General features: G+C 38.0%; 14 protein-coding genes. 3 read left to right on the forward strand and 11 right to left on the reverse strand.

The features are described 5' to 3' along the window. Positions 1-19: 19 nt before the first annotated feature. Positions 20-691: a head GIN domain-containing protein gene (locus HCN54_RS14960; RefSeq protein WP_167598418.1), complete on the reverse strand. Its 672-nt coding sequence runs from the start codon at positions 689-691 to the stop codon at positions 20-22. 60 nt (positions 692-751) lie between these two features. Continuing rightward, positions 752-2,956 carry a ribonuclease R gene (gene rnr / locus HCN54_RS14965; protein ID WP_167598419.1) on the reverse strand — a complete coding sequence of 735 codons (2,205 nt, stop codon included), beginning with the start codon at positions 2,954-2,956 and terminating at the stop codon, positions 752-754. Positions 2,957-4,055: 1,099 nt separating this feature from the next. Between rnr and HCN54_RS14970 the strand changes: the two genes are divergently transcribed. Continuing rightward, a complete protein-coding gene (locus tag HCN54_RS14970) occupies positions 4,056-4,496 on the forward strand; it encodes a GNAT family N-acetyltransferase (RefSeq protein WP_167598932.1) in 441 nt (146 codons plus the stop codon). Between the two features lie 86 nt (positions 4,497-4,582). On the opposite strand, the gene HCN54_RS14975 is transcribed toward HCN54_RS14970, so the two are convergent. The 7 genes from HCN54_RS14975 to HCN54_RS15005 all read right to left on the reverse strand — a co-directional run bounded on the left by HCN54_RS14975 (position 4,583) and on the right by HCN54_RS15005 (position 14,465). Beyond that, positions 4,583-4,960, reverse strand: a complete 378-nt coding sequence (locus tag HCN54_RS14975; RefSeq protein WP_072980949.1) for a hypothetical protein — start codon at positions 4,958-4,960, stop codon at positions 4,583-4,585. Between the two features lie 151 nt (positions 4,961-5,111). Continuing rightward, positions 5,112-6,737, reverse strand: a complete 1,626-nt coding sequence (locus tag HCN54_RS14980) for a S41 family peptidase (protein WP_167598420.1) — start codon at positions 6,735-6,737, stop codon at positions 5,112-5,114. A 54-nt stretch (positions 6,738-6,791) separates the two neighbouring features. After that, the gene (gene rnpA / locus HCN54_RS14985) at positions 6,792-7,187 is read right to left on the reverse strand and encodes a ribonuclease P protein component (protein ID WP_167598421.1); all 396 of its coding nucleotides are present in this window, start codon (positions 7,185-7,187) and stop codon (positions 6,792-6,794) included. 6 nt (positions 7,188-7,193) lie between these two features. Then, positions 7,194-9,767 (reverse strand): M1 family metallopeptidase, encoded by a 2,574-nt coding sequence (locus HCN54_RS14990; protein WP_167598422.1) that lies wholly within the window; start codon positions 9,765-9,767, stop codon positions 7,194-7,196. 163 nt (positions 9,768-9,930) lie between these two features. Next, positions 9,931-11,775 carry a M1 family metallopeptidase gene (locus tag HCN54_RS14995; protein WP_167598423.1) on the reverse strand — a complete coding sequence of 615 codons (1,845 nt, stop codon included), beginning with the start codon at positions 11,773-11,775 and terminating at the stop codon, positions 9,931-9,933. 95 nt (positions 11,776-11,870) lie between these two features. Next, a complete protein-coding gene (locus HCN54_RS15000; RefSeq protein WP_167598424.1) occupies positions 11,871-13,526 on the reverse strand; it encodes a S8 family peptidase in 1,656 nt (551 codons plus the stop codon). Positions 13,527-13,607: 81 nt separating this feature from the next. Further along, the gene (locus tag HCN54_RS15005) at positions 13,608-14,465 is read right to left on the reverse strand and encodes an MBL fold metallo-hydrolase (protein WP_167598425.1); all 858 of its coding nucleotides are present in this window, start codon (positions 14,463-14,465) and stop codon (positions 13,608-13,610) included. A 331-nt stretch (positions 14,466-14,796) separates the two neighbouring features. Between HCN54_RS15005 and HCN54_RS15010 the strand changes: the two genes are divergently transcribed. Both HCN54_RS15010 and HCN54_RS15015 read left to right on the forward strand, forming a co-directional pair. Next, a complete protein-coding gene (locus HCN54_RS15010; protein ID WP_072980963.1) occupies positions 14,797-16,674 on the forward strand; it encodes a cation:proton antiporter in 1,878 nt (625 codons plus the stop codon). A 149-nt stretch (positions 16,675-16,823) separates the two neighbouring features. Beyond that, complete coding sequence (locus tag HCN54_RS15015; protein ID WP_167598426.1) at positions 16,824-17,918, forward strand: Gfo/Idh/MocA family protein; 1,095 nt, start codon at positions 16,824-16,826, stop codon at positions 17,916-17,918. Positions 17,919-17,956: 38 nt separating this feature from the next. On the opposite strand, the gene HCN54_RS15020 is transcribed toward HCN54_RS15015, so the two are convergent. Together HCN54_RS15020 and lepA are read right to left on the reverse strand one after the other, a co-directional pair. After that, the gene (locus tag HCN54_RS15020; RefSeq protein ID WP_167598427.1) at positions 17,957-18,127 is read right to left on the reverse strand and encodes a hypothetical protein; all 171 of its coding nucleotides are present in this window, start codon (positions 18,125-18,127) and stop codon (positions 17,957-17,959) included. Further along, positions 18,128-19,924, reverse strand: coding sequence for a translation elongation factor 4 (gene lepA, locus HCN54_RS15025; RefSeq protein WP_072980967.1), 1,797 nt, complete (start codon positions 19,922-19,924; stop codon positions 18,128-18,130). It lies immediately after the preceding gene. Positions 19,925-19,938: the final 14 nt, after the last annotated feature.

Raw genomic sequence — 19,938 nt, forward strand, 5'->3', positions numbered from 1 at the left:
GTAACCAAATTGAACTAAACTACTTCATCACACGTACGCGACCCCCTATAAATTTATCTTTGATGAGCTCTGTGGGATTTCCGTAAACGTCTACATCGCCACCTGCTCTGATCTTAACTTCGGCAGTTCTTCGGGCAAAAATATCTGCTTCTCCCCCAGCCTGAATGCGTATCGTGGTATCTGTAGTTTCTAGAGATTTTCCTTCAAAAACTCCACCTGTATTTACTTCTACATTTTGATTTACAGCGCTTCCGCTTGCGGTAATAATTCCACCGGTTACAGCACGCATTTCGGCATTTTCTACCTTTAAACCAGCAGTCACTTGAGCGCCTTCTTGTACTTTAATTTCAATTTTAGGTTGTTCAAGCAATTCGTTTACCACAATTTCTGCGCCTTCGTTACCGTCTATAACTCTTAGATTATTATAATGAACTTCAACAAAAGTCTCGTTACCATCAAAGATCTTATCCAGATCCATACGTATTTTTAAAACGCCGTCTTTATTAACAAGTTCTATATAATCAGTGTCTTTACCTTTTAAATAAACTTTGTTTTCAGAATCTTTAATAAGGTTGACGCGCATGCGATCAAAAACTTTTACTTCGGTAAAATCGCCAACGTCTTTGGTATCGTCTTGTGCATACGTTGCACCTGCAGCCACAAATAGTACTGCCATGATTAGTTTTTTCATAAGAATTGATTTTTCGTATTTAAAAGACCAATCGGTTTTTGATTTGTTACAGTAGCTATCTTATTGAATTGCCTCTTTAACGTCAACCAAAGTAAAATCAAGGTGTTTTTTAACAAGATCTGCTTCTTTTACTTTCACATAAACCTCATCACCCAGGGTAATTGTAGCTCCGGTTTTGCGACCTACGATAGCATATTTCTCCTGATCAAAATCAAAATGATCGCCTTTAATGTCTCTTAAACGAATCATCCCCTCACATTTATTGTCTATGATCTCCACATAAATACCCCATTCGGTAACTCCGGAAATCACACCTAAGAAGGTTTCATCTTTGTGATCTTGCATAAACTTCACCTGCATATACTTGATAGAATCGCGCTCAGCACTAGTAGCCAGATATTCCATATCACTACTGTGTTTGCATTTAGATTCATATTCTTCTTCTGAAGCAGATTTACCTTGATCTAGATAATGCTGTAAAAGGCGATGTACCATTACATCAGGATAACGGCGTATTGGTGAAGTGAAATGCGTATAATACTCAAAAGCCAATCCGTAGTGTCCTATATTGTCTGTACTATATACCGCTTTGCTCATCGTACGAATAGCAAGTGTGTCTATCAGGTTCTGTTCTTTTTTACCAACAACATCAGTAAGAAGGTTATTTAAAGAAGCGGTTGTACTTTTTCTATCTTTAAGATTCATTTTATAACCAAAACGACCTGCGATGGTTTGCAAAGCTGCAAGCTTCTCGTCATTGGGTTCGTCGTGAATACGATAAACAAAAGTTTTCTTTGGGGATTGCTTTCCTATAAACTCAGCCACTTTTCTATTGGCCAAAAGCATAAATTCTTCAATTAGCTTATTAGCATCTTTTGAAGTTTTAAAGAAAACTCCAACCGGATCATTTTCTCGATCGAGTTCAAATTTTACTTCCACTTTATCAAAAGAAATCGCACCATTTTTCATACGTTGCCTACGCATAATTTTTGCGATTCTGTCTAGTTCTAAAGTAGCATTTACAATAGCAGGATCTACGTTATATGACTTTCCGGTAAGCGAAATGTCCTCAGGAATCAATCCTTCTCTGGTTTCTATAATTTGTTGCGCTTCTTCATATGCAAAACGTGCATCACTATAGGTTACTGTGCGCCCAAACCATTGCTTTTTCACTTTACCCGAAGATTTGTCTAATTCAAATACTGCAGAAAAGGTATATTTCTCTTCGTTAGGTCTTAACGAACAAGCGTTATTAGATAAAATCTCAGGTAACATGGGCACCACTCGATCTACTAAATACACCGAAGTCGCACGTTCATAGGCCTCCTCATCCAGAATAGTTCCCGGAATAACATAATGAGAAACATCTGCGATGTGAATTCCTACTTCATAGTTTCCATTTTCTAAAACCTGAAAACTCAACGCATCATCAAAATCCTTTGCATCTTTAGGATCAATAGTAAATGTGAGCACCTCCCGCATGTCGCGACGCTTAGCAATCTCCTCTGCTTTTATGCTTGTATCAATGTTATTAGCATAGGCTTCAACCTCTTCAGGGAAATCATGGGGCAAGCCGTACTGCGCTAAAATAGAATGAATTTCTGTATTATGTTCGCCTGGTAAGCCCAGTACTTTAATCACTTTTCCGAAGGGCGAATCTGCTTTCTCCGGCCAATCTTCAATCTTTACGAGCACTTTTTCACCATCCTGTGCTCCATTCAATTTATTCTTCGGAACAAAAATATCAGTACGCATTTTTCCTTCTGCGGAAGTATTTACAAAAGCAAAGTTCTTTTGCATCTGCACTACACCTACGAATTCGTCTGTTTTGCGTTCCAGAATTTCTACAATCTCCCCTTCGTGTTTTTTGCTTCGGCGTTGTTTGTAAACATATACTTTAACCGTATCACCGTGCAAGGCCTTATTCATGTTGTTCTTAGGAATATAAATATCCTGTTCCATTCCTTCTACAACAACATAACCATCTCCACGAGAAGTAGCATCTAGTGTTCCTGTATGATAATGAGAGGTCGCGTTAAAGCTGTATTTGCCACGCTCTTTCTCTTCGATATGTTTTTTTGCGGTAAGTTGTGAGAGCTTTTTTACGATCTCGTTACGGCTGTTTGGGTCATCCACTTGAAGTTTAGCCGCAATTTGTTTATGATTGAATAATTTACCGGGTTCTCTTTTTAAAATTTTTAAAATCTTTTGAGTGAGATCACCGATTTGAGTATTTGATCTTCTTCTTCTCTTTTTATTTGGCATTAAATGCTTTTATTAATTAGTGCAAAATTAGCGTTAATCGTATTAACTTAAGTCGTGTTTAGGTGAACTTTTAGTTAATCTTAGTATTTCATTATCAAATAAATACATATTTAACAGTAACATGATCAAGATTTAATTTCAAAACAATCGTTTTTGTTAAAAAAACCTTAATTTTGTTCTATTCATTAATCAAAACTTTTCTTTATGAAAACGTTTAAATTGAAACGCTATAGAATAGCACTGCTCTTTATAGGAATATTCATCCTGGGATTCGTAGCTGTTTTATCCTACGTCAATTCAATTTTTTAATACAATCAACCACTTTTAAAAGTACTAAAGGAACTCTAAACAGGGTTCCTTTTTTATTATAAATACATTTCAAGTAGAGTCAGCTAAGTTTCCCAATTCAAAATAGTCTTCAAAAACAGTTTTCAACAGTATACATATATATCATTTTTCTTTTTTAAAATTTAAATTAAAAGTGATGGTTATTATAGTCTGTTAATAGCGGTATAACTTGGGGATCCTAAAATTTGTTTTTTTAATTATGGGTAGATATTAACGCTTTATTCCATACTTTTAAATACAATTTTTACTTGATTTATAAGCTTTTAGTAAACACTGTTAACAATTGTTGATAACCTGGATTAAATGCATTTTTTGAATAAAACGTTATCAACACTTATTAAAAATGAATTCTTTTTATGCTCATAATTTGAAAAGAAAATTCTACAAGATTTTCTTGCATGATATTACTTAAGATCTGCTTTGTAATTTTTTCTCATTTAAGCAATTTTCATTTTACTTTTTTGACGACAACTTATAAACAGTCATGTTAACTAAATGTTAACTTATTGAAAACGAGCACTATCACGTGTTTTGTAAACTGCATTGTATTCTTAATCAGATAGCTTACTATTTTTTAATGTTCAACCGCTAATAACAGTCTGCTTTTTGGGTTTGTTTTGGAGCTTTACTATATCAATAAAGCGAGCTTTTGAAAGTTTTCATCAAAGGATTCGAAGATATGAAGCTAGATAAAGAAGTTCTCTCTAAAAATTAGATATTGCAACAAAACTAAAACTTAGAACCCCCAATGATGACTATTGAAATTAAAGCGTTTAATGAGCTTAACTTAAACAGTTTATATGAAGTACTCCAATTGCGCGCTGAAGTATTTGTGGTAGAACAAAATTGCCCATATCAAGATGTTGACGGTAAAGATCAAAAGGCCATGCACATTCTAGGTTATCATAAGGAGCAACTGGTAGCCTATACACGGGTTTTTGAACCCGGATATTATTTTGATAACGCTAGCATAGGTCGCGTTGTTGTAAAAGAAAATGTGAGACAATACGGTTTTGGAAAAGATATTATGAAAGCTTCTATTGCTTTTATTGAAGATACCTTAGATCTGAGCACAATAGAATTGTCTGCACAGACCTATTTAAAGAAGTTTTACAACGACCTTGGATTTCAAGAAATTGGAGAAGGTTATCTAGAAGATGATATTCCGCATATACGTATGATAAAAAAATAAACGACTAAGATATCTGATACCCTTTGGCGCCGCCAATAAAAAAAGCCGCAATACGCGGCTTTTAATATGTTTATAACTGAGGATGTTTAAATCTTCACCGGAGTCATATCAAGATTGATACTGTTTAAGGTGTCATCGGTGAATTTATAATGACCTCTAGTGGTAAAGATTTTAAACTTAAAATTCTTCATCGAACTCAAAGTATCTAAAAATAACCATTTTGACTTCAGTAGTCTAGGTTTTTTAGATTTTAAACTCAGTTCAAAAATATGTTTTTCGCCATCGCGTTCCGCTACAATATCTGGTGTGATTGATACTTCGCTTCCGCGTCTGATATACGATTTAGGAGACTCAAAACCGTCTGTATCGGCTTTGATATTTTCATATCCTCGGTCTTCTAAATAGCTTATCGCTGTTCCTAAAATTTCTGTGTTCTTATCGGTATCCTTATCTATAGTTATCATACATATAACATAAGAGATAGCGATTAAATTACTACTAATTTAAAGTTAAAGAACTGGCTATTAATGTTAAACCAGTTCTTAAATGTTGTATTTTGTACTAAAATAATAGTATATTAAATATTTTTGGTTAATTAAGTATAACCCAGAAAATCTATCGGTTAAGAATTTTTGCATAGCGCTGTGGATCTTGGAGTACTTTTTTAGCCTCTTCAATTTCCTCATTGTGTGAAAGTTGATATTCATACAAACCTTCGCGATAAAAATACCGCTTTACAAGTTCGTCAATGATCAATTTAGAAATCTCACGTTCTTTTCTATTCAGTTGCTCCTTTTTAGCAACATCAATGGTACGCATTAAGTTAGCATACTCACTACTGATATCATCCTGTAAGTTATCTTTAGATGCATCTAGGTAAACTTCTTCAAGATCTTTTTCAGTTTGGGTTTGATACTCAAAACCTTGCTTATCTAAGTACGTTTTAAATGCCGTATAATCTGCATTGGTGAATTTAAAATCAGAGATGTTGTTATGCTTATGTTTGTAAAAATAATCAGTAGCAAAATCAAAGATCGCTTGATCGCGTAGTAACGCTTCGGTGATCGCGCTCATTCCTGCTGATTCAATTTGAATATCCGGTAAAATTCCGCCGCCGTCATAGACCTTGCGACCGGTACTCGTTTTAAATTCGTTGTAATCTTCTGCATTTGTGCGTATGGCATTACCGTTATCATCCCGATTCCAATAATCTAAAGCTTGAATACATCTACCACTTGGGGTGTAATATCTAGAGATGGTGATCTTCAATTGCGTGCCGTAAGTAAGCTCTTTAGGCCGCTGCACCAAACCTTTACCAAAACTACGTGCACCCACCACCACTGCTCTATCATAATCTTGTAATGAGCCTGATACGATCTCGCTCGCCGATGCACTGCGACCATTGATCAAAACTGCTACCGGGATTTCCGTATCCAACGGCTCTTTTGGCGTATAGTATTCCTGATTGTATTTCTCAATAACCGATTTTGTGTTGGTGATCAATTTACCCTTCGGAAGAAATAAATTACTCACATTTATAGCTTCGGTTAAAAGTCCGCCGGGATTACCTCTCAAGTCTAAAATAAGTGAAGTTGCTCCTTGCTCTTTTAAATCTTTAATGGCTGCTGCAGTCTCTGACGAAGCTTTTTTATTGAATTTTGAAAGCACTACATACCCTATTTTTCCATCAATAAGCGTGTAATACGGCACCGCATTGATGTCAATTTCTTCTCTGGTCAGACTGGTGGTTTGAAGTTTACCTTGACGTTTGTACGTTATAGGAATACTCGTTCCCGGAGCACCTTGTAACAGATCACCGGCATCTTCTTCAAAGTCTGCGATGTTGATATCTCCTATTTTGATCAACTCATCTCCCGCTTGCAAACCGGCTTTATCAGCAGGATAATCTTTATAAGCTTCTAAAATTGTGATGGTTTTATTACGCGTTAATACCGAAGCGCCAATACCCGTATATTCTCCACTGTTACTTATACGCGCATCTTCAACCTCTTGTTCTGTCCAGTATTTAGTATAAGGATCCAGATCTGCCAGCATTCCTTCAATAGCGCTATCCATAAGCTCCGCCGGATTTACCTCATCTACATAATTCATATTGAGCTCTTTGAACAAAGTGGTAAAGATTTCTATCTGCTTGGCGATTTCAAAAAAGTCACTTTTAAAACTTACGGTTGTAAATAAAATGAGGACCGCTGTTACTGAGATGAGTATGCGCTTTTTCATAGAAATTATTTTTTAGGTATTGCTTTTAGAAAGATACTAAGAAAGCAAAGAAATTTAAAAACCGGCCTCTTGATCTGTTGTGGCTGTTTTAGCATTAAACTTTGCAATAAGCTTCAACATCGCTTTTTCTAATTGGATATAAGAAGCTATTTCTTTGCCGGTATAGATAAACATAAACGCAAAAGTCTTGTCATTTGTTTGAAACTGCGTTTTGTTTTTTCGATAAACTTCGCGCATTAAGCGCTTTAACCTGTTGCGTGTTACCGCTTCTTTATGATTGCGTTTTGCTACAGAAACGCCAGCTTGTATTTGTACTTGTTCTTCTGGCAAAGCGGTTGGGACGTAAAATAATAACAACGGATAACTGTTTACCTTTTGACCTTCGGTAAACAATTTATCCAGTAGTTTTTTACGCTTTAAATGCTCCTTTTTAGGGAAAGTTTGATCCATAACTTTTTAATTTTCTAAAGAAGCTTGCATCACGTGCACACGTTCGAGATCATCAGTGGCTTGTAATAATTTGTTTTTAAGCACCTTGTTGAGGTCAGGATGTGCTTTTAAATAATTTTCTCTAATGGTATATGCTTCTGCTGAAGAATAACGCCCAATGGTAGCATTTAACCAATTCTTTGGAAAGAAAATATCTCCTGTCAGTTGTATTTCTTCGAGTAATTTTAAAGAGGTTTTAAGGTGTTTTAAACCACTTTCTTGTCTCAATGGATGGTTTATATAATTTAATGCTGAAAGTACCCAAGATTCTTTCTCTCTGTTTTTAGCATCACGCAAACTGTTTACAAAGCTAGCGCGGGTAGCTTCGTCTGAAGATAGTGCGGGTTGTAAAAACTCAAATCGGCGTTTTTTATCAGGATTGGTAATGGCGGCTGATGCTTCTTTGAGAATGGCATCAGTATGCTCGTGCCCAAATAATGCAAGTTGCATAGCGATGCCGGTATAATCGTCTTCGTTGAGTTTAAGGTTATTTATCTGTGTTTCCCTATTCCATATTGCATATAAGCGGTCTTTACCTGAAGGTGAATAGGCAATAGACTCAAAAAGCCCAAAAAGTGTTTTTTTAATATTCGCCGGAAGCGCTTGCTGCAACTGGTTATACACCAGATCTTCTAACTCTTTCTGATGCGATTCGCGTTGTATATCGGTGAGGTAGGTCCAGTATAAATTTTGCATCTGACTGCTGATTCGGTTTAAGATCAATGCGTTTTTTTCGTTAACCAAGCCTTTTTTATACAGTTCAAATACTGAAATGGGATTAAGACCTGCATTTAATAAATTCTCATGAACATTGATATAGCTGTATCCTCTGGCCACCTCATCTTGAACCTGCGGAAGACTTTGAAGCAAATCATCTTTCTGCGGAAAAATACCATAACCCATTCCGTCGTAATTGTAGATAATTTGTTGAGGTTTTGGCAAACCTTGAGCACCTTCTAGAAGTAAGCGTTTTTCTTTAAAAGCAGCTGTGAGTATGTGGGTAGAGTCGGCATATACAAGCCCAATTTTAAAGGTTTGCGGCCAAATTTTAGCACTTCCGTCTTCAGCACTTTGAATAAGTTGAAATTTTTCAATAGTATTCTGAGCATCATAGGTAATTTCTTCAGAAAACACAGGGCGACTGCTTTGATTAACCCAGACTTCACTCCATTTTTTGAGGTCTAAATTTGTTTTAGTATCTAAAATAGAAACCAGATCATCCCACACAGCATTATCATTAGCATAGGTCTTTATGTACTGTTGAATACCTTCTTTAAAAGCTTTTTTACCCGTAGCAAGCTCAAGCTGACGCATCATGATAGGCGCTTTGTGATAGATGATTCCGCCGTAAAGAGAACCGGCATTTTTTAAATTATCAAGCTCTTGACGTATGGGGTTAGCACCTTTTGTGCGGTCTTCACCATAAGCGCCGGGGTAATGACTCAATACAAATAACAAGTCGTGATTTACCTCAGGAAATGCCGGATTAACGATCTTATCTGCCATGAAATTGGCAAACACTTCTTTCATCCAAACATCATTAAACCAGTTCATCGTGACCAAATCGCCAAACCACATATGCGAGGTTTCATGCGCGATGAGTTTGGCTCTGCTTAACAACTGACTTTCGGTTGCGGTCTGATCTAAAAATAAAGTAGATTCCCGGTATTGAATAGCGCCCACGTGCTCCATTCCGCCATATTGAAAAATGGGAATCGCAGCAAAATCAAGCTTCTGAAACGGAAAAGAATATGCAGTATAGTCCTCTAAATAATCTACCGCGCCTTTATGCAATTCAAAAATTGGATCAAGACTGGATTGCACTTTTGCACTGTCTGTCTCGCGATAAAGTAACTTCATATCAAACCCTGAAAGATCTTTTGTTGCGGTTTTAAATTTTCCGGCCACAAAAGAGAATAAATAGGTACTCATCAAGTCTGAGGTGGCAAAGGTATGCGTGATGAAATTTCCATTTTTTGATTGCTCTTGCTCCGGTGCTCCGGCCAGAACTTCCCAATCTTGGGGTGCGGTGATGCTTAAATTATAAGTTGCCTTTAAATTAGGTTGATCAAAGCAAGGAAATAAGGTACTTGCCCTATCAGGAACCAAGAGCGTGTATAAAAAGTCTTCGTTTCTGTTAAGAGATTGCTCTCCGGCAGTAAATGCTATTTCAATATGATTTTTACCTTCTTTTAAATATTCTGAAGAAATGATCACATGCTCCTGCTCGTGAATAATCTCAATGACTTCGGTATTGGCTATGACTTTACTTACGTGACCTTTTTCCACATTAAAATCAAGATAAAGCGGTTGAGAACTATCGTGAATGGTAAGCGTAAGATCTAGAGAGGCGGGTATCGAATCTTCTAATTTTTCAGGGATAGAGAACTCTAGATCATAAACAATATCGCTGAGCTGTTGCTTTCTAAAATCGGCTAATTCTCTTGAAATTCCTGTACTGAGTAAATTATAATCTTCGGATGAAGGTTTACAAGAGAAAAGACTCAGTACCAAAATGGAGACAAATACGCGTGTGGTCATTAAAGGGTGCTTGATATTTGAAAGGTTAAATATCGGGAAAACGCTGCAATGCATGCCTATGCCCATAAAAAAAGCCGTTTTCAAAAGGTGAAAACGGCTTTAATTACTTCTTTTTTTGATATCACCAAAGGATATATGATCCTAAGGAATTAGGCTTCAAGACTTATTCAGTATCTTTAGACCAGCTGTTATTGCTTCTGTCTATGTCAGCCATTAGCTGTTGTGCGTCTATAGTCATCGCTTTAATTTCAGAAAGCGGTTTGTCTATCGTAAAGGTATACGTTGGGTATGCCCACGGCCAGTCTTCTAACTGCGTGCGTGGCATAGTAGGAAACGGATTTGCCTTGCTTGCGCGCATCATACGTAACGGAATGTAATAGGCTTCTGTAGCATCATCTGTTGTGTTGATATAGAAATCTACCGGCATTGGCATTAAGCCTTTACGCTCTAAAGTAACTTGAGTTTTTCCATCAACTTCTTCAACGTTTTTAATCGCGTAATCAATGGTGTTGGTAGTTTCGGTCCAGTCTACCAGATACCAGTCAAGCTGCATACCGCTTACTTTTTCTGCAACACGTTTAAAGTCGTTAGGCGTAGGATGTTTAAAATGCCATTCATCAAAATATTTTGTTAGGGTTTTTGCTAAATTCTCCTGACCAATGACATAACCTAATTGTGCTAAAAACACAGCACCTTTAGAATACGCCGAAGCACCATATGCAGCATTTAGTGCATAACGGTCTGCATAAGTGGTTTGCGGTTGTTCTATACCGCTGGTTGCCAATCTGAAGTAAGAAGAATAATTACCCGCTTGCGGATTTTCTTTCTTCTCTCCCATTACCACATTTTCTGCTACGGTAGAGATATAGGTGGTAAAACCTTCATCCATCCACTCGTATTTTTGCTCATTGGTTGCCATTAAAAACTGAAACCAACTGTGAGCAAATTCGTGTGCGGTTACTCCTACTAAACTTCCAAAACTGCGTTCACCGGTAATTAAAGTACACATTGCATACTCCATACCACCATCACCACCTTGAATCACTGAGTACTGATCGTAAGGATATTGGCCTACGTGCTTGTTATAAAAGGCTAAAAGCTCTGCTGTTTTAGGCTGAAGATTTTTCCAGTTTTCAATGATTTCCTTGTTGTTTTTGTAAAAGAAATGCAAGATCGTACCGTCTTCTGCTGTGATTTTATCGTGAATGTAATCAGGATCAGCTGCCCAAGTAAAATCGTGTACGTTAGGCGCCACAAAATGCCAAGTGTATTTTCCTTTTGTTGGCTTTACAGGCTTTTGATCAGGTGCTCCGTATCCGTGGCCTATCTCAGGATTTTGTAGATATCCGGTACCACCAATGGTATAGTCTGCATCGATGCTGATTTTCACATCAAAGTCTCCCCAAACGCCATGAAATTCACGTGCGATGTACGGATCTGCGTGCCAACCCTGAAAATCGTATTCAGCTAATTTAGGATACCACTGTGTCATAGATAGTGCTACTCCTTCGGCATTATTGCGACCGCTTCTTCTGATCTGTACAGGTACTTGACCGTTAAAATCCATGTTGAAGGTGGTGCTTTCGCCCGGAGCGATAGGCTTTGCAAGACTTACTTCAAGTACAGTCCCAGCTACGTTGTACGTTAGTGCGGTTCCATCTTGAGTCAATGTACTCACTTTTAAGAAGCCGATCTCGTCCGGTTCTAATTTTGAAATGCGATCTACCACGCGACGATCAGGATCTTGAATGGTTAAAGAACGTACATCCATCTCGCTTCCCGGTTGAAAAGCATTAAAATAAAGATGATAAAAAACCTGATCTAGAGTATCAGGCGAATTATTAGTGTACACCAATTCTTGTTTACCGGTGTAATTGTAATCTTCAACATTCATATCAACCTCCATGGTATAATCAACATGTTGTTGCCAGTATGAAGTATTGTTTTGTGCTTGTGCAAAGCTAAAAAAGCCTAAGATTGAAAGACCTACTAGAGTTTTTAAGTTCATATTTTAGTTTAGTTTTTACGCAATAAACGATAAAAAATGCTCGAAACACTACATCCCTTGGTGGTGCCAATAATGGGTGTTTCGAGCAGTGTTATTTATTTACTTGATAATTCGGCCATTTTAAAGGCATTATACATATTAACCATTTTTCCTGATTTAGAAAGCTGAGAAAATGATTTTACGTTTTCTGGATCACCACCTGCAGAAACCTGAATGTTTGTGCTTACACCGGTTTGCAGGATGATCTGTTTGATTTGTGCTGCACTGAATTGTGGATAATAGGATCTCAACATTGCTGCAACTCCTGCAACTTCTGGAGAAGCCATTGAAGTTCCTTGCAAAAATTCATATTCATTACCCGGAACGGTTGAATAGATCTGAACTCCCGGAGCAAAAACATCAACGTTTGATTTACCGTAGTTTGAGAAACTAGCAACTAGTTTACCGCCGTAGGTTTCATTAAGCGCACCTACAGAAATTAAGTTATCTGCAAATTCAGTTTTGTTATCTAATTGATCATTAGGATAAACCGTGTCACCGGTATCTAAATCTATACCTTCATTACCTGCAGCGTTAACGATCAAAACATCCTTTTTTGCTGCGTATTTGATAGCGTCATAAACCCATTCAGGATTTGTGGCGAAGTATTTTCCAAAGCTGGTATTGATCACTTTTGCACCGTTATCTACAGCATAACGTATAGCAAGAGCAATATCTTTATCGCGCTCATCACCATCAGGAACCGCGCGTACTACCATAATTTTTACATTGTTAGCAACGCCATCCATACCAATACCATTATTACGTTCTGCAGCGATAATACCGGCTACGTGAGTACCATGTCTGGCAGCATCAGGATCAGGACCTATAACATTATTATTTCCATAATCAGTGTCTTTAATGTCGTCTGGATCATCACCAACTACTGCTCTGTAATTACCCTCTAGATTGTAGTTATGATTAATTTGATTCGTCATACTTTCTAGCTGCTCGTTGATCATTACCAGAAATTCAGGAATAGAATCTTCATAATTAAGCATCTGAGTCAGGATAGCCTTATTGCGCTGGTCCATTTCGGTGGTTGCTTCAAGAGCCTGAAGTTCTTCTGCAGTGTAATCTTCTTTTCCTAATTTTTGAGAAACCGCAGTATGTGCGCTTTTTACCGCTGCAACGATCTGATCGTATTGCATTTTTTGCTGAATAAGTTCGTCTTTTTCAGTTTCTACTTGCTTTTTAGCTTCGGTATAAGTTTTAAAAAGTTCTTTTTGAGCAGCAGGAATTTGATCTAAAGTTTTACCCTTAAACTGTGCATCATATTTTTGAACGATACGGCTTTTTTCTAATTGCTCATTCACAACGTCGCCTAGAAAATTCCATCCATGTACATCATCGATGTAGCCATTTTTATCGTCGTCTATTCCGTTATTGGGAATTTCATCTTCATTGGTCCAAATCACCCCGTCAAGGTCTTCGTGCTCAATATCTACCCCGCTATCTATAACCGCTACGATTACTGAAGATCCGGTACCTTTTATGATCTCATCATAGGTTTTAGCTACGCTCATACCGGGAATGGTATCTGCCGTAATATCTTTTGTAGGCCAGGCTTTTTCTTGAGTTTCATTAAGCTCAGAAACTTTTAAAGGAAGTTGGTCAACATTTTCAGCAGGAATACTGATTAATGGCGCTGTGGAATCACAACTTGAGAGAAGCAATGCAGCTCCAAAAGCTGCAAGAACTATTTTTTTCATATTTAGGAGTTATTTTATGTTGTGGCATTGCTGCCGGGTTGCTGAGGAAATGGGTTATAACTATTCTTTAATTCCTCAGGATTAAAGAATATCTGCAATATTAAATTTTTCATTCAAGCGCACGCCTTTTTCGGTATGTTTAACCGTAATTATAGGATTGTGCGCATCATGCTGAAGCCATAAATAATAGTTTTTATCAGCAGCATCTTTTAAAAAGTTTTCTTTTTCGCCAAGTGTTAATAGCGGACGCGTATCAAATCCCATCACATACGGCAATGGTAAATGTCCTGCGGTAGGCAAAAGATCTGCTGCAAATACAATGGTTTTCCCTTGATATTCAATATGTGGAATCATTTGTTTATCAGTATGACCATCTACAAACAAAATACCAAAGTCTAACGCCGATGTTGCAGTAAATGCTTTATCAGGTCTATCAACAAATTTTAACTGACCACTTTCTTCGATAGGAAGAATGTTTTCTTTTAAAAAGGAGGCTTTCTCACGAGCGTTGGGTTTGGTCGCCCATTCCCAGTGGTCTTTATTACTCCAGTAGGTTGCATTTTTAAAAACAGGCAGCAAGGTTTTTCCATCTTTAGCCCATTTTATACAACCCCCGCTATGATCAAAATGTAAGTGTGTCAGGAAAACATCGGTCACATCATCTGGATGAAATCCTTTTTCTAACAGTGAATTTTCAAGAGTTGCACCACCCCAAGGATGATAATGGCTGAAAAATTTTTCGCTTTGCTTATCTCCCATTCCTGTATCTATTAAAATCAGGCGATCACCTTCTTCAATAAGCATGCAGCGTGCACCAATATCAATCATATTGTTAGCATCTGCAGGGTTGGTGCGCGTCCATAATGATTTTGGAACTACACCAAACATAGCACCGCCGTCAAGCTTAAAACTGCCGGCATCTATAGCGTGTATTGTCATAAATTTTTAATCTTAAACGTTTTGAGTGAAATACTTCGTAGTAAGAATATGAAGCATTAAATCTCGATTATCGAGTAAAACGTCCCTAAAGGAAATTTGTAATAGATTCATTTAGCTTCAGGTCCCACGGTAAAGAATTTCAACTTCATCTGGCTTAAAAAAGCAGACAAATAATGTAAACTCGATTATCAAGACGCGACTTGCAAATTACTAAAAGCACGTTAAATCAAATTTTTTGCCCCGAGTAATTAAGCTATATTTAACAAAGAATCGCTAGTCAGGGCTTTAGCATCATACAATAAAGCCGTATCATAGCAAAAAAATTGAATTCATGTTAGAACTGGGAGGAATCATCATTCTTGGTATTTTGGCGCAATGGGTCGCCTGGAAATTTAAAATACCGGCAATCTTACCCTTAATCTTAATTGGGCTCTTTGTGGGGCCTATTTCTACGTTATTTACCTACGATGGTTCAAAGTGGATTGAACCCATCTGGGACGGTGAAGTAGGTATTTTTCCGGGAGAGCGGCTCTTTAACTTTGTATCGCTTGCCATTGGGATCATCCTTTTTGAAGGTGGTCTTACCTTACGCTTTAGCGAGATAAAAAATGTAGGTCCGGTAATTACAAAGTTGATCATTATTGGTTCTCTGGTAACCTTTTTTGGTGCCGGGGCTGCGGCCTATTATATTTTTGATCTAAGCCTGCGTATCTCATTCTTGTTTGCTGCTTTGATCATCGTTACAGGACCAACAGTAATCACACCGATCTTACGTAATATTCCACTTAAGAAAGATATTTCTGCCATTCTTAAATGGGAAGGTATTCTTATTGATCCTATTGGTGCTTTAGTGGCGGTATTGGTGTTTGAATTTATTAGTGTTGGTGCCGGAAGCGAATTTACCCTTACCGCGCTTGAAGAGTTTGGTAAGATTGTATTATTTGGTTTTACTTTCGGATTCACTTTTGCGCACGCACTAGCGATTTGTATCAAACGAAACATCATTCCGCATTATTTATTAAACGTTTTTACCTTAGCCTGTGTGCTGGGTGTTTTTGTGCTTTCAGACCTTTTTGCACACGAGAGCGGACTCCTTTCTGTAGTGGTGATGGGTATGGTGATGGGTAATATGAAACTTCCTAACATCAAAGAATTACTGTACTTTAAGGAATCACTCAGTGTATTGTTGATCTCGCTGCTGTTTATTTTGCTTTCGGCAAATATTGAAATGCAAGATCTGTATTTGGTTTACACCTGGAAGGCAGCCTTACTATTTGCTGTAGTGGTTTTTGTTTTGAGACCTATTGGAGTTTTTCTCAGCGCAAAAGGTTCGGGCTTAAAATTCAATGAAAAACTTTTTGTGAGCTGGGTGGGACCACGTGGTATTGTTGCCGCGGGTATTGCGTCGCTCTTTGGATTACAGTTGGTGAGTGAAGGCGTTGAAGGTGCAGAATATATTACGCCTTTGGTATTTATGATCGTGCTGGGTACAGTTTTGCTCAATGCTACTACAGCCCGGTTGTTTGCTAAAATTGTTGGCGTATTCCTTAAAGAATCTAAAGGAATTGTCATCATTGGTGCTTCTAAAGCCTCACGAATTATTGGCGAGTATTTAATGCAAAATGGGCGTCACGTGGTGCTTGTAGATAGCAACAGTTATAATATTGAAAAAGCTAAAGATCGTGGTCTCGAAGCTATTGAAGAAAGTATTTATTCAGACAGCTTGATGAATAATATTGAATTGAATGACGTAGGCTATTTAATGGCGTTGACGGGTAATGGGGACATCAATGAATACGCGATCAATCGCTTTAAAAATATATTTGGAGAAAATGGTTCGTTCAGACTTATTACACCTGATGAAATGCGAAGTCCACAGGCATCTCCACACGAAGGGCTCTTCTCTCCTACTGATGATTTTATTCGCCTCACCGAAGTCGCGCGGGCACATCCTACTATTCAGGAAATTGATATCGAATCTAAGGAAGCCTTCGTTAAACTGGTTAAAAGCACCCGTGCCGATGAAAATATCGTTCCTATTTTTCTGAAAAAGGAATCGGGCGAACTAGAAATTTTAAAGTCGAATCTTGATGAGGTTGATGTTGAAAGTTTTGCGAATACCAAGTTGGTTTACTTAGGGAAACCTTTTGATCCCGAAGAAGTCGCTGTCGCTAAAAAAGAAGCTGAAGAAACAGAGACTGAAGATTAAAAGTCTTGTTGAAATACAAAAAAGGAGATCATTTTTGATCTCCTTTTTTATGCTAAGTGCAATGATTACAGTCTATTAAAATTATACTAATGCGTTCTTTTTAAGAATTTTGTAAAGGATTGTTCTGTAACTTTCTACAAAACATTCTTATGAAAAACAGACGCAGCTTTCTCAAAACTACTGGTCTAGCGCTTGCCGCGAGCACTTTACCACTACCCCATTTTGCTAATGGAAATCCTCAAAAGAAGCTTGGTGTTGCTTTATTAGGTTTAGGAGGTTATGCTACTAATAATCTAGCTCCTGCCCTTATGCAAACCAAGCATATTGAATTACGCGGGATTGTAACCGGAAGTCCGGAAAAAATACCAGTCTGGCAGGAGAAATACGGAATCAAAGATAAAAATGTTTACAGTTATGAAACGCTGCCTGAAATTGCTAATAATGAAGATATAGATATAGTGTACATCGTTACCCCTACATTTTTGCATAAAAAATATGCGGTGATGGCTGCAAACGCGGGTAAGCATGTGTTTTGTGAAAAACCCATGGCGATGACTGTAAGTGAGTGTCAAGAAATCATAGACGCTTGTGAGAAGAATAATGTGCGCTTGGCGATAGGATATCGTATGCAACACGAGCAAAACACCCAAACCATAATTAATTGGGCAAAAACCAATCCGTATGGCGCGTTGCAGAGTGTTCATACCGAAGCCGGTTTTAGAATTGGCAGCTCGGGTGGTTGGCGTTTAGATGGTGCAAAAGGAGGCGGCGCTATCTATGATATGGGCGTTTACCCTATCAACGCTATGCGATACGCTACGGGATTAGAACCTATTTCGCTCACTGCTTCACACGAGACGCAAAGACCCGATCTATTTTTAAACGGAGCTCCTGAGATCACGTATTTTGATCTTGAATTTCCTAACGGAATTACCGCTAAAGGCCGCGTGACTTATGCTGATAATGTCAATTTTTTAAAAGTAAACTGCGCTGATGGAAATTATGAGTTGGCTCCTTTTCAAAGTTATAATGGCGTAAGCGGAAGCACGAGTGATGGTAAGTATTTGGCTCCTTGCGAGTGTAATCAACAAGCGATCCAGATGGATGATGACGCGCTTGCGATTATGAATGATAAACCTATGATCGCTCTGGGAATCGAAGGTTTACGTGATATACAAATTGTTGAAGCTGCTTTGGCTTCAGGCCGCAATAATGGCGAAAGAATAGCATTGAAACAGTATTAAACAAAAACCCTCGCATAAATTGCGAGGGTTTTGTTACGTTATTTTTTCTCTTTGGAAGTAAAATAGTCAGAGATCACCATCAGGATTCCTGCTACAGCACCAAGAGCTAACAACCAGACTAAAAATTGATTTTGTGTGGCGTTTGTATACTGACTGATCATTCCGCAGATAATGATCAAGGCTAAACCTATAAACTGAATGCGTTTCATCTAGTCGTTAAGTTTCAGTACCGCCATAAATGCTTCCTGAGGAATTTCAACATTACCTACCTGACGCATACGCTTTTTCCCTTTTTTCTGTTTTTCAAGAAGTTTTCGCTTACGCGAAATATCTCCACCATAACATTTGGCTGTAACGTCTTTACGAAGTGCTTTTACCGTCTCTCTAGCGATGATCTTGGCTCCAATTGCAGCCTGAATAGGAATATCAAATTGCTGACGCGGAATAAGCTCTTTAAGCTTCTCACACATCTTTTTACCTATATCGTAGGCATTGTCTTTATGCAGCAAAGCAGAAAGTGCATCTACAGTGTTTCCGTTTAATAAAACATCTACTTTAACCAAGTGTGAAGCACGCATTCCTATAGGTGCGTAATCAAACGAAGCATAACCTTTAGAAACCGTTTTAAGACGATCGTAAAAGTCAAAAACGATCTCGGCAAGCGGCATATCAAAACTCAACTCAACACGCTCTGGTGTCAAATAAGTTTGGTTAGTGATCTGACCACGTTTTTCGATACATAGTGACATTACCGGACCAACAAAATCAGCTTTAGTAATGATCGAAGCTTTTATAAAAGGTTCTTCAACACGATCCATTCCCGCAGGATCTGGAAGGTCTGAAGGATTATTCACCAAAATAGGTGTTTGCTTATCTTTTATGGTATAGGCCTGGTAAGATACGTTAGGAACTGTAGTGATCACCGTCATATCAAATTCACGCTCTAAGCGCTCTTGAATGATCTCTAAGTGCAACATTCCCAAAAACCCACAACGGAAACCAAAACCTAAAGCTGCTGAACTTTCCGGCTGAAAAACAAGAGACGCATCGTTAAGCTGAAGCTTTTCCATCGAAGAACGTAAATCTTCATAATCTTCAGTATCTACAGGATAAATTCCTGCAAAAACCATAGGTTTTACATCCTCAAATCCTGAGATCATATTGGTTGTAGGGCTCTTCGCATCTGTTATAGTATCACCAACTTTTACTTCTTTGGCCTCTTTGATTCCGGTAATTAAATAACCTACATCACCGGTTTTGATAACTTTTTTAGGAGATTGTTTGAGGTTTAGTGTCCCTACTTCATCTGCGTGATAATCCTTTCCGGTCGCCATAAATTTAATATGCTGACCTTTTGTGATCTCACCGTTAATAACTCTAAAATAGGTCTCAACTCCTCTAAATGGGTTGTAAACCGAATCAAAAATAAGAGCTTGTAGCGGCTCATCAGGATTTCCTTTCGGCGCCGGAATACGCGTAATGATCGCATCAAGAATTTCTTGAATTCCTATACCAGTTTTTGCACTGGCCGGAATTACATCTGCTGCATCGCAACCTAGAAGATCAACAATATCGTCTGTAACTTCCTCAGGGTTTGCACTAGGCAGATCTACTTTATTCAATACCGGAATGATCTCAAGATCATTTTCTAATGCTAAATACAGGTTAGAAATGGTTTGCGCTTGAATACTTTGAGCAGCATCAACCACAAGTAAGGCTCCTTCACAAGCAGCAATACTACGCGAAACCTCATAAGAGAAATCTACGTGGCCCGGAGTGTCGATTAGATTTAAAATAAATGGCTCTCCATTGTGTATATAATTCATCTGTATCGCGTGCGATTTAATGGTAATACCACGCTCGCGCTCCAGATCCATATTATCTAAAAGTTGCTCTTGTTTTTCACGTTCGGTTACCGAACCGGTAAAATCAAGTAAGCGGTCTGCCAGCGTACTTTTTCCGTGATCAATGTGAGCGATAATGCAAAAATTGCGAATGTTCTTCATAAACGTACTTCATC

The sequence above is a fragment of the Leeuwenhoekiella sp. ZYFB001 genome (assembly GCF_011784865.1).
GTDB classification, from domain to species: Bacteria; Bacteroidota; Bacteroidia; order Flavobacteriales; family Flavobacteriaceae; genus Leeuwenhoekiella; species Leeuwenhoekiella palythoae.

What these genes read in the sequence shown, in the direction of transcription:
- HCN54_RS14960 (WP_167598418.1), bottom strand. Translation starts at nt 691, where the DNA reads ATGAAAAAACTAATCATGGCAGTACTATTTGTGGCTGCAGGTGCAACG.
- rnr (WP_167598419.1), bottom strand. Translation starts at nt 2,956, where the DNA reads ATGCCAAATAAAAAGAGAAGAAGAAGATCAAATACTCAAATCGGTGAT.
- HCN54_RS14970 (WP_167598932.1), top strand. Translation starts at nt 4,056, where the DNA reads ATGACTATTGAAATTAAAGCGTTTAATGAGCTTAACTTAAACAGTTTA.
- HCN54_RS14975 (WP_072980949.1), bottom strand. Translation starts at nt 4,960, where the DNA reads ATGATAACTATAGATAAGGATACCGATAAGAACACAGAAATTTTAGGA.
- HCN54_RS14980 (WP_167598420.1), bottom strand. Translation starts at nt 6,737, where the DNA reads ATGAAAAAGCGCATACTCATCTCAGTAACAGCGGTCCTCATTTTATTT.
- rnpA (WP_167598421.1), bottom strand. Translation starts at nt 7,187, where the DNA reads ATGGATCAAACTTTCCCTAAAAAGGAGCATTTAAAGCGTAAAAAACTA.
- HCN54_RS14990 (WP_167598422.1), bottom strand. Translation starts at nt 9,767, where the DNA reads ATGACCACACGCGTATTTGTCTCCATTTTGGTACTGAGTCTTTTCTCT.
- HCN54_RS14995 (WP_167598423.1), bottom strand. Translation starts at nt 11,775, where the DNA reads ATGAACTTAAAAACTCTAGTAGGTCTTTCAATCTTAGGCTTTTTTAGC.
- HCN54_RS15000 (WP_167598424.1), bottom strand. Translation starts at nt 13,526, where the DNA reads ATGAAAAAAATAGTTCTTGCAGCTTTTGGAGCTGCATTGCTTCTCTCA.
- HCN54_RS15005 (WP_167598425.1), bottom strand. Translation starts at nt 14,465, where the DNA reads ATGACAATACACGCTATAGATGCCGGCAGTTTTAAGCTTGACGGCGGT.
- HCN54_RS15010 (WP_072980963.1), top strand. Translation starts at nt 14,797, where the DNA reads ATGTTAGAACTGGGAGGAATCATCATTCTTGGTATTTTGGCGCAATGG.
- HCN54_RS15015 (WP_167598426.1), top strand. Translation starts at nt 16,824, where the DNA reads ATGAAAAACAGACGCAGCTTTCTCAAAACTACTGGTCTAGCGCTTGCC.
- HCN54_RS15020 (WP_167598427.1), bottom strand. Translation starts at nt 18,127, where the DNA reads ATGAAACGCATTCAGTTTATAGGTTTAGCCTTGATCATTATCTGCGGA.
- lepA (WP_072980967.1), bottom strand. Translation starts at nt 19,924, where the DNA reads ATGAAGAACATTCGCAATTTTTGCATTATCGCTCACATTGATCACGGA.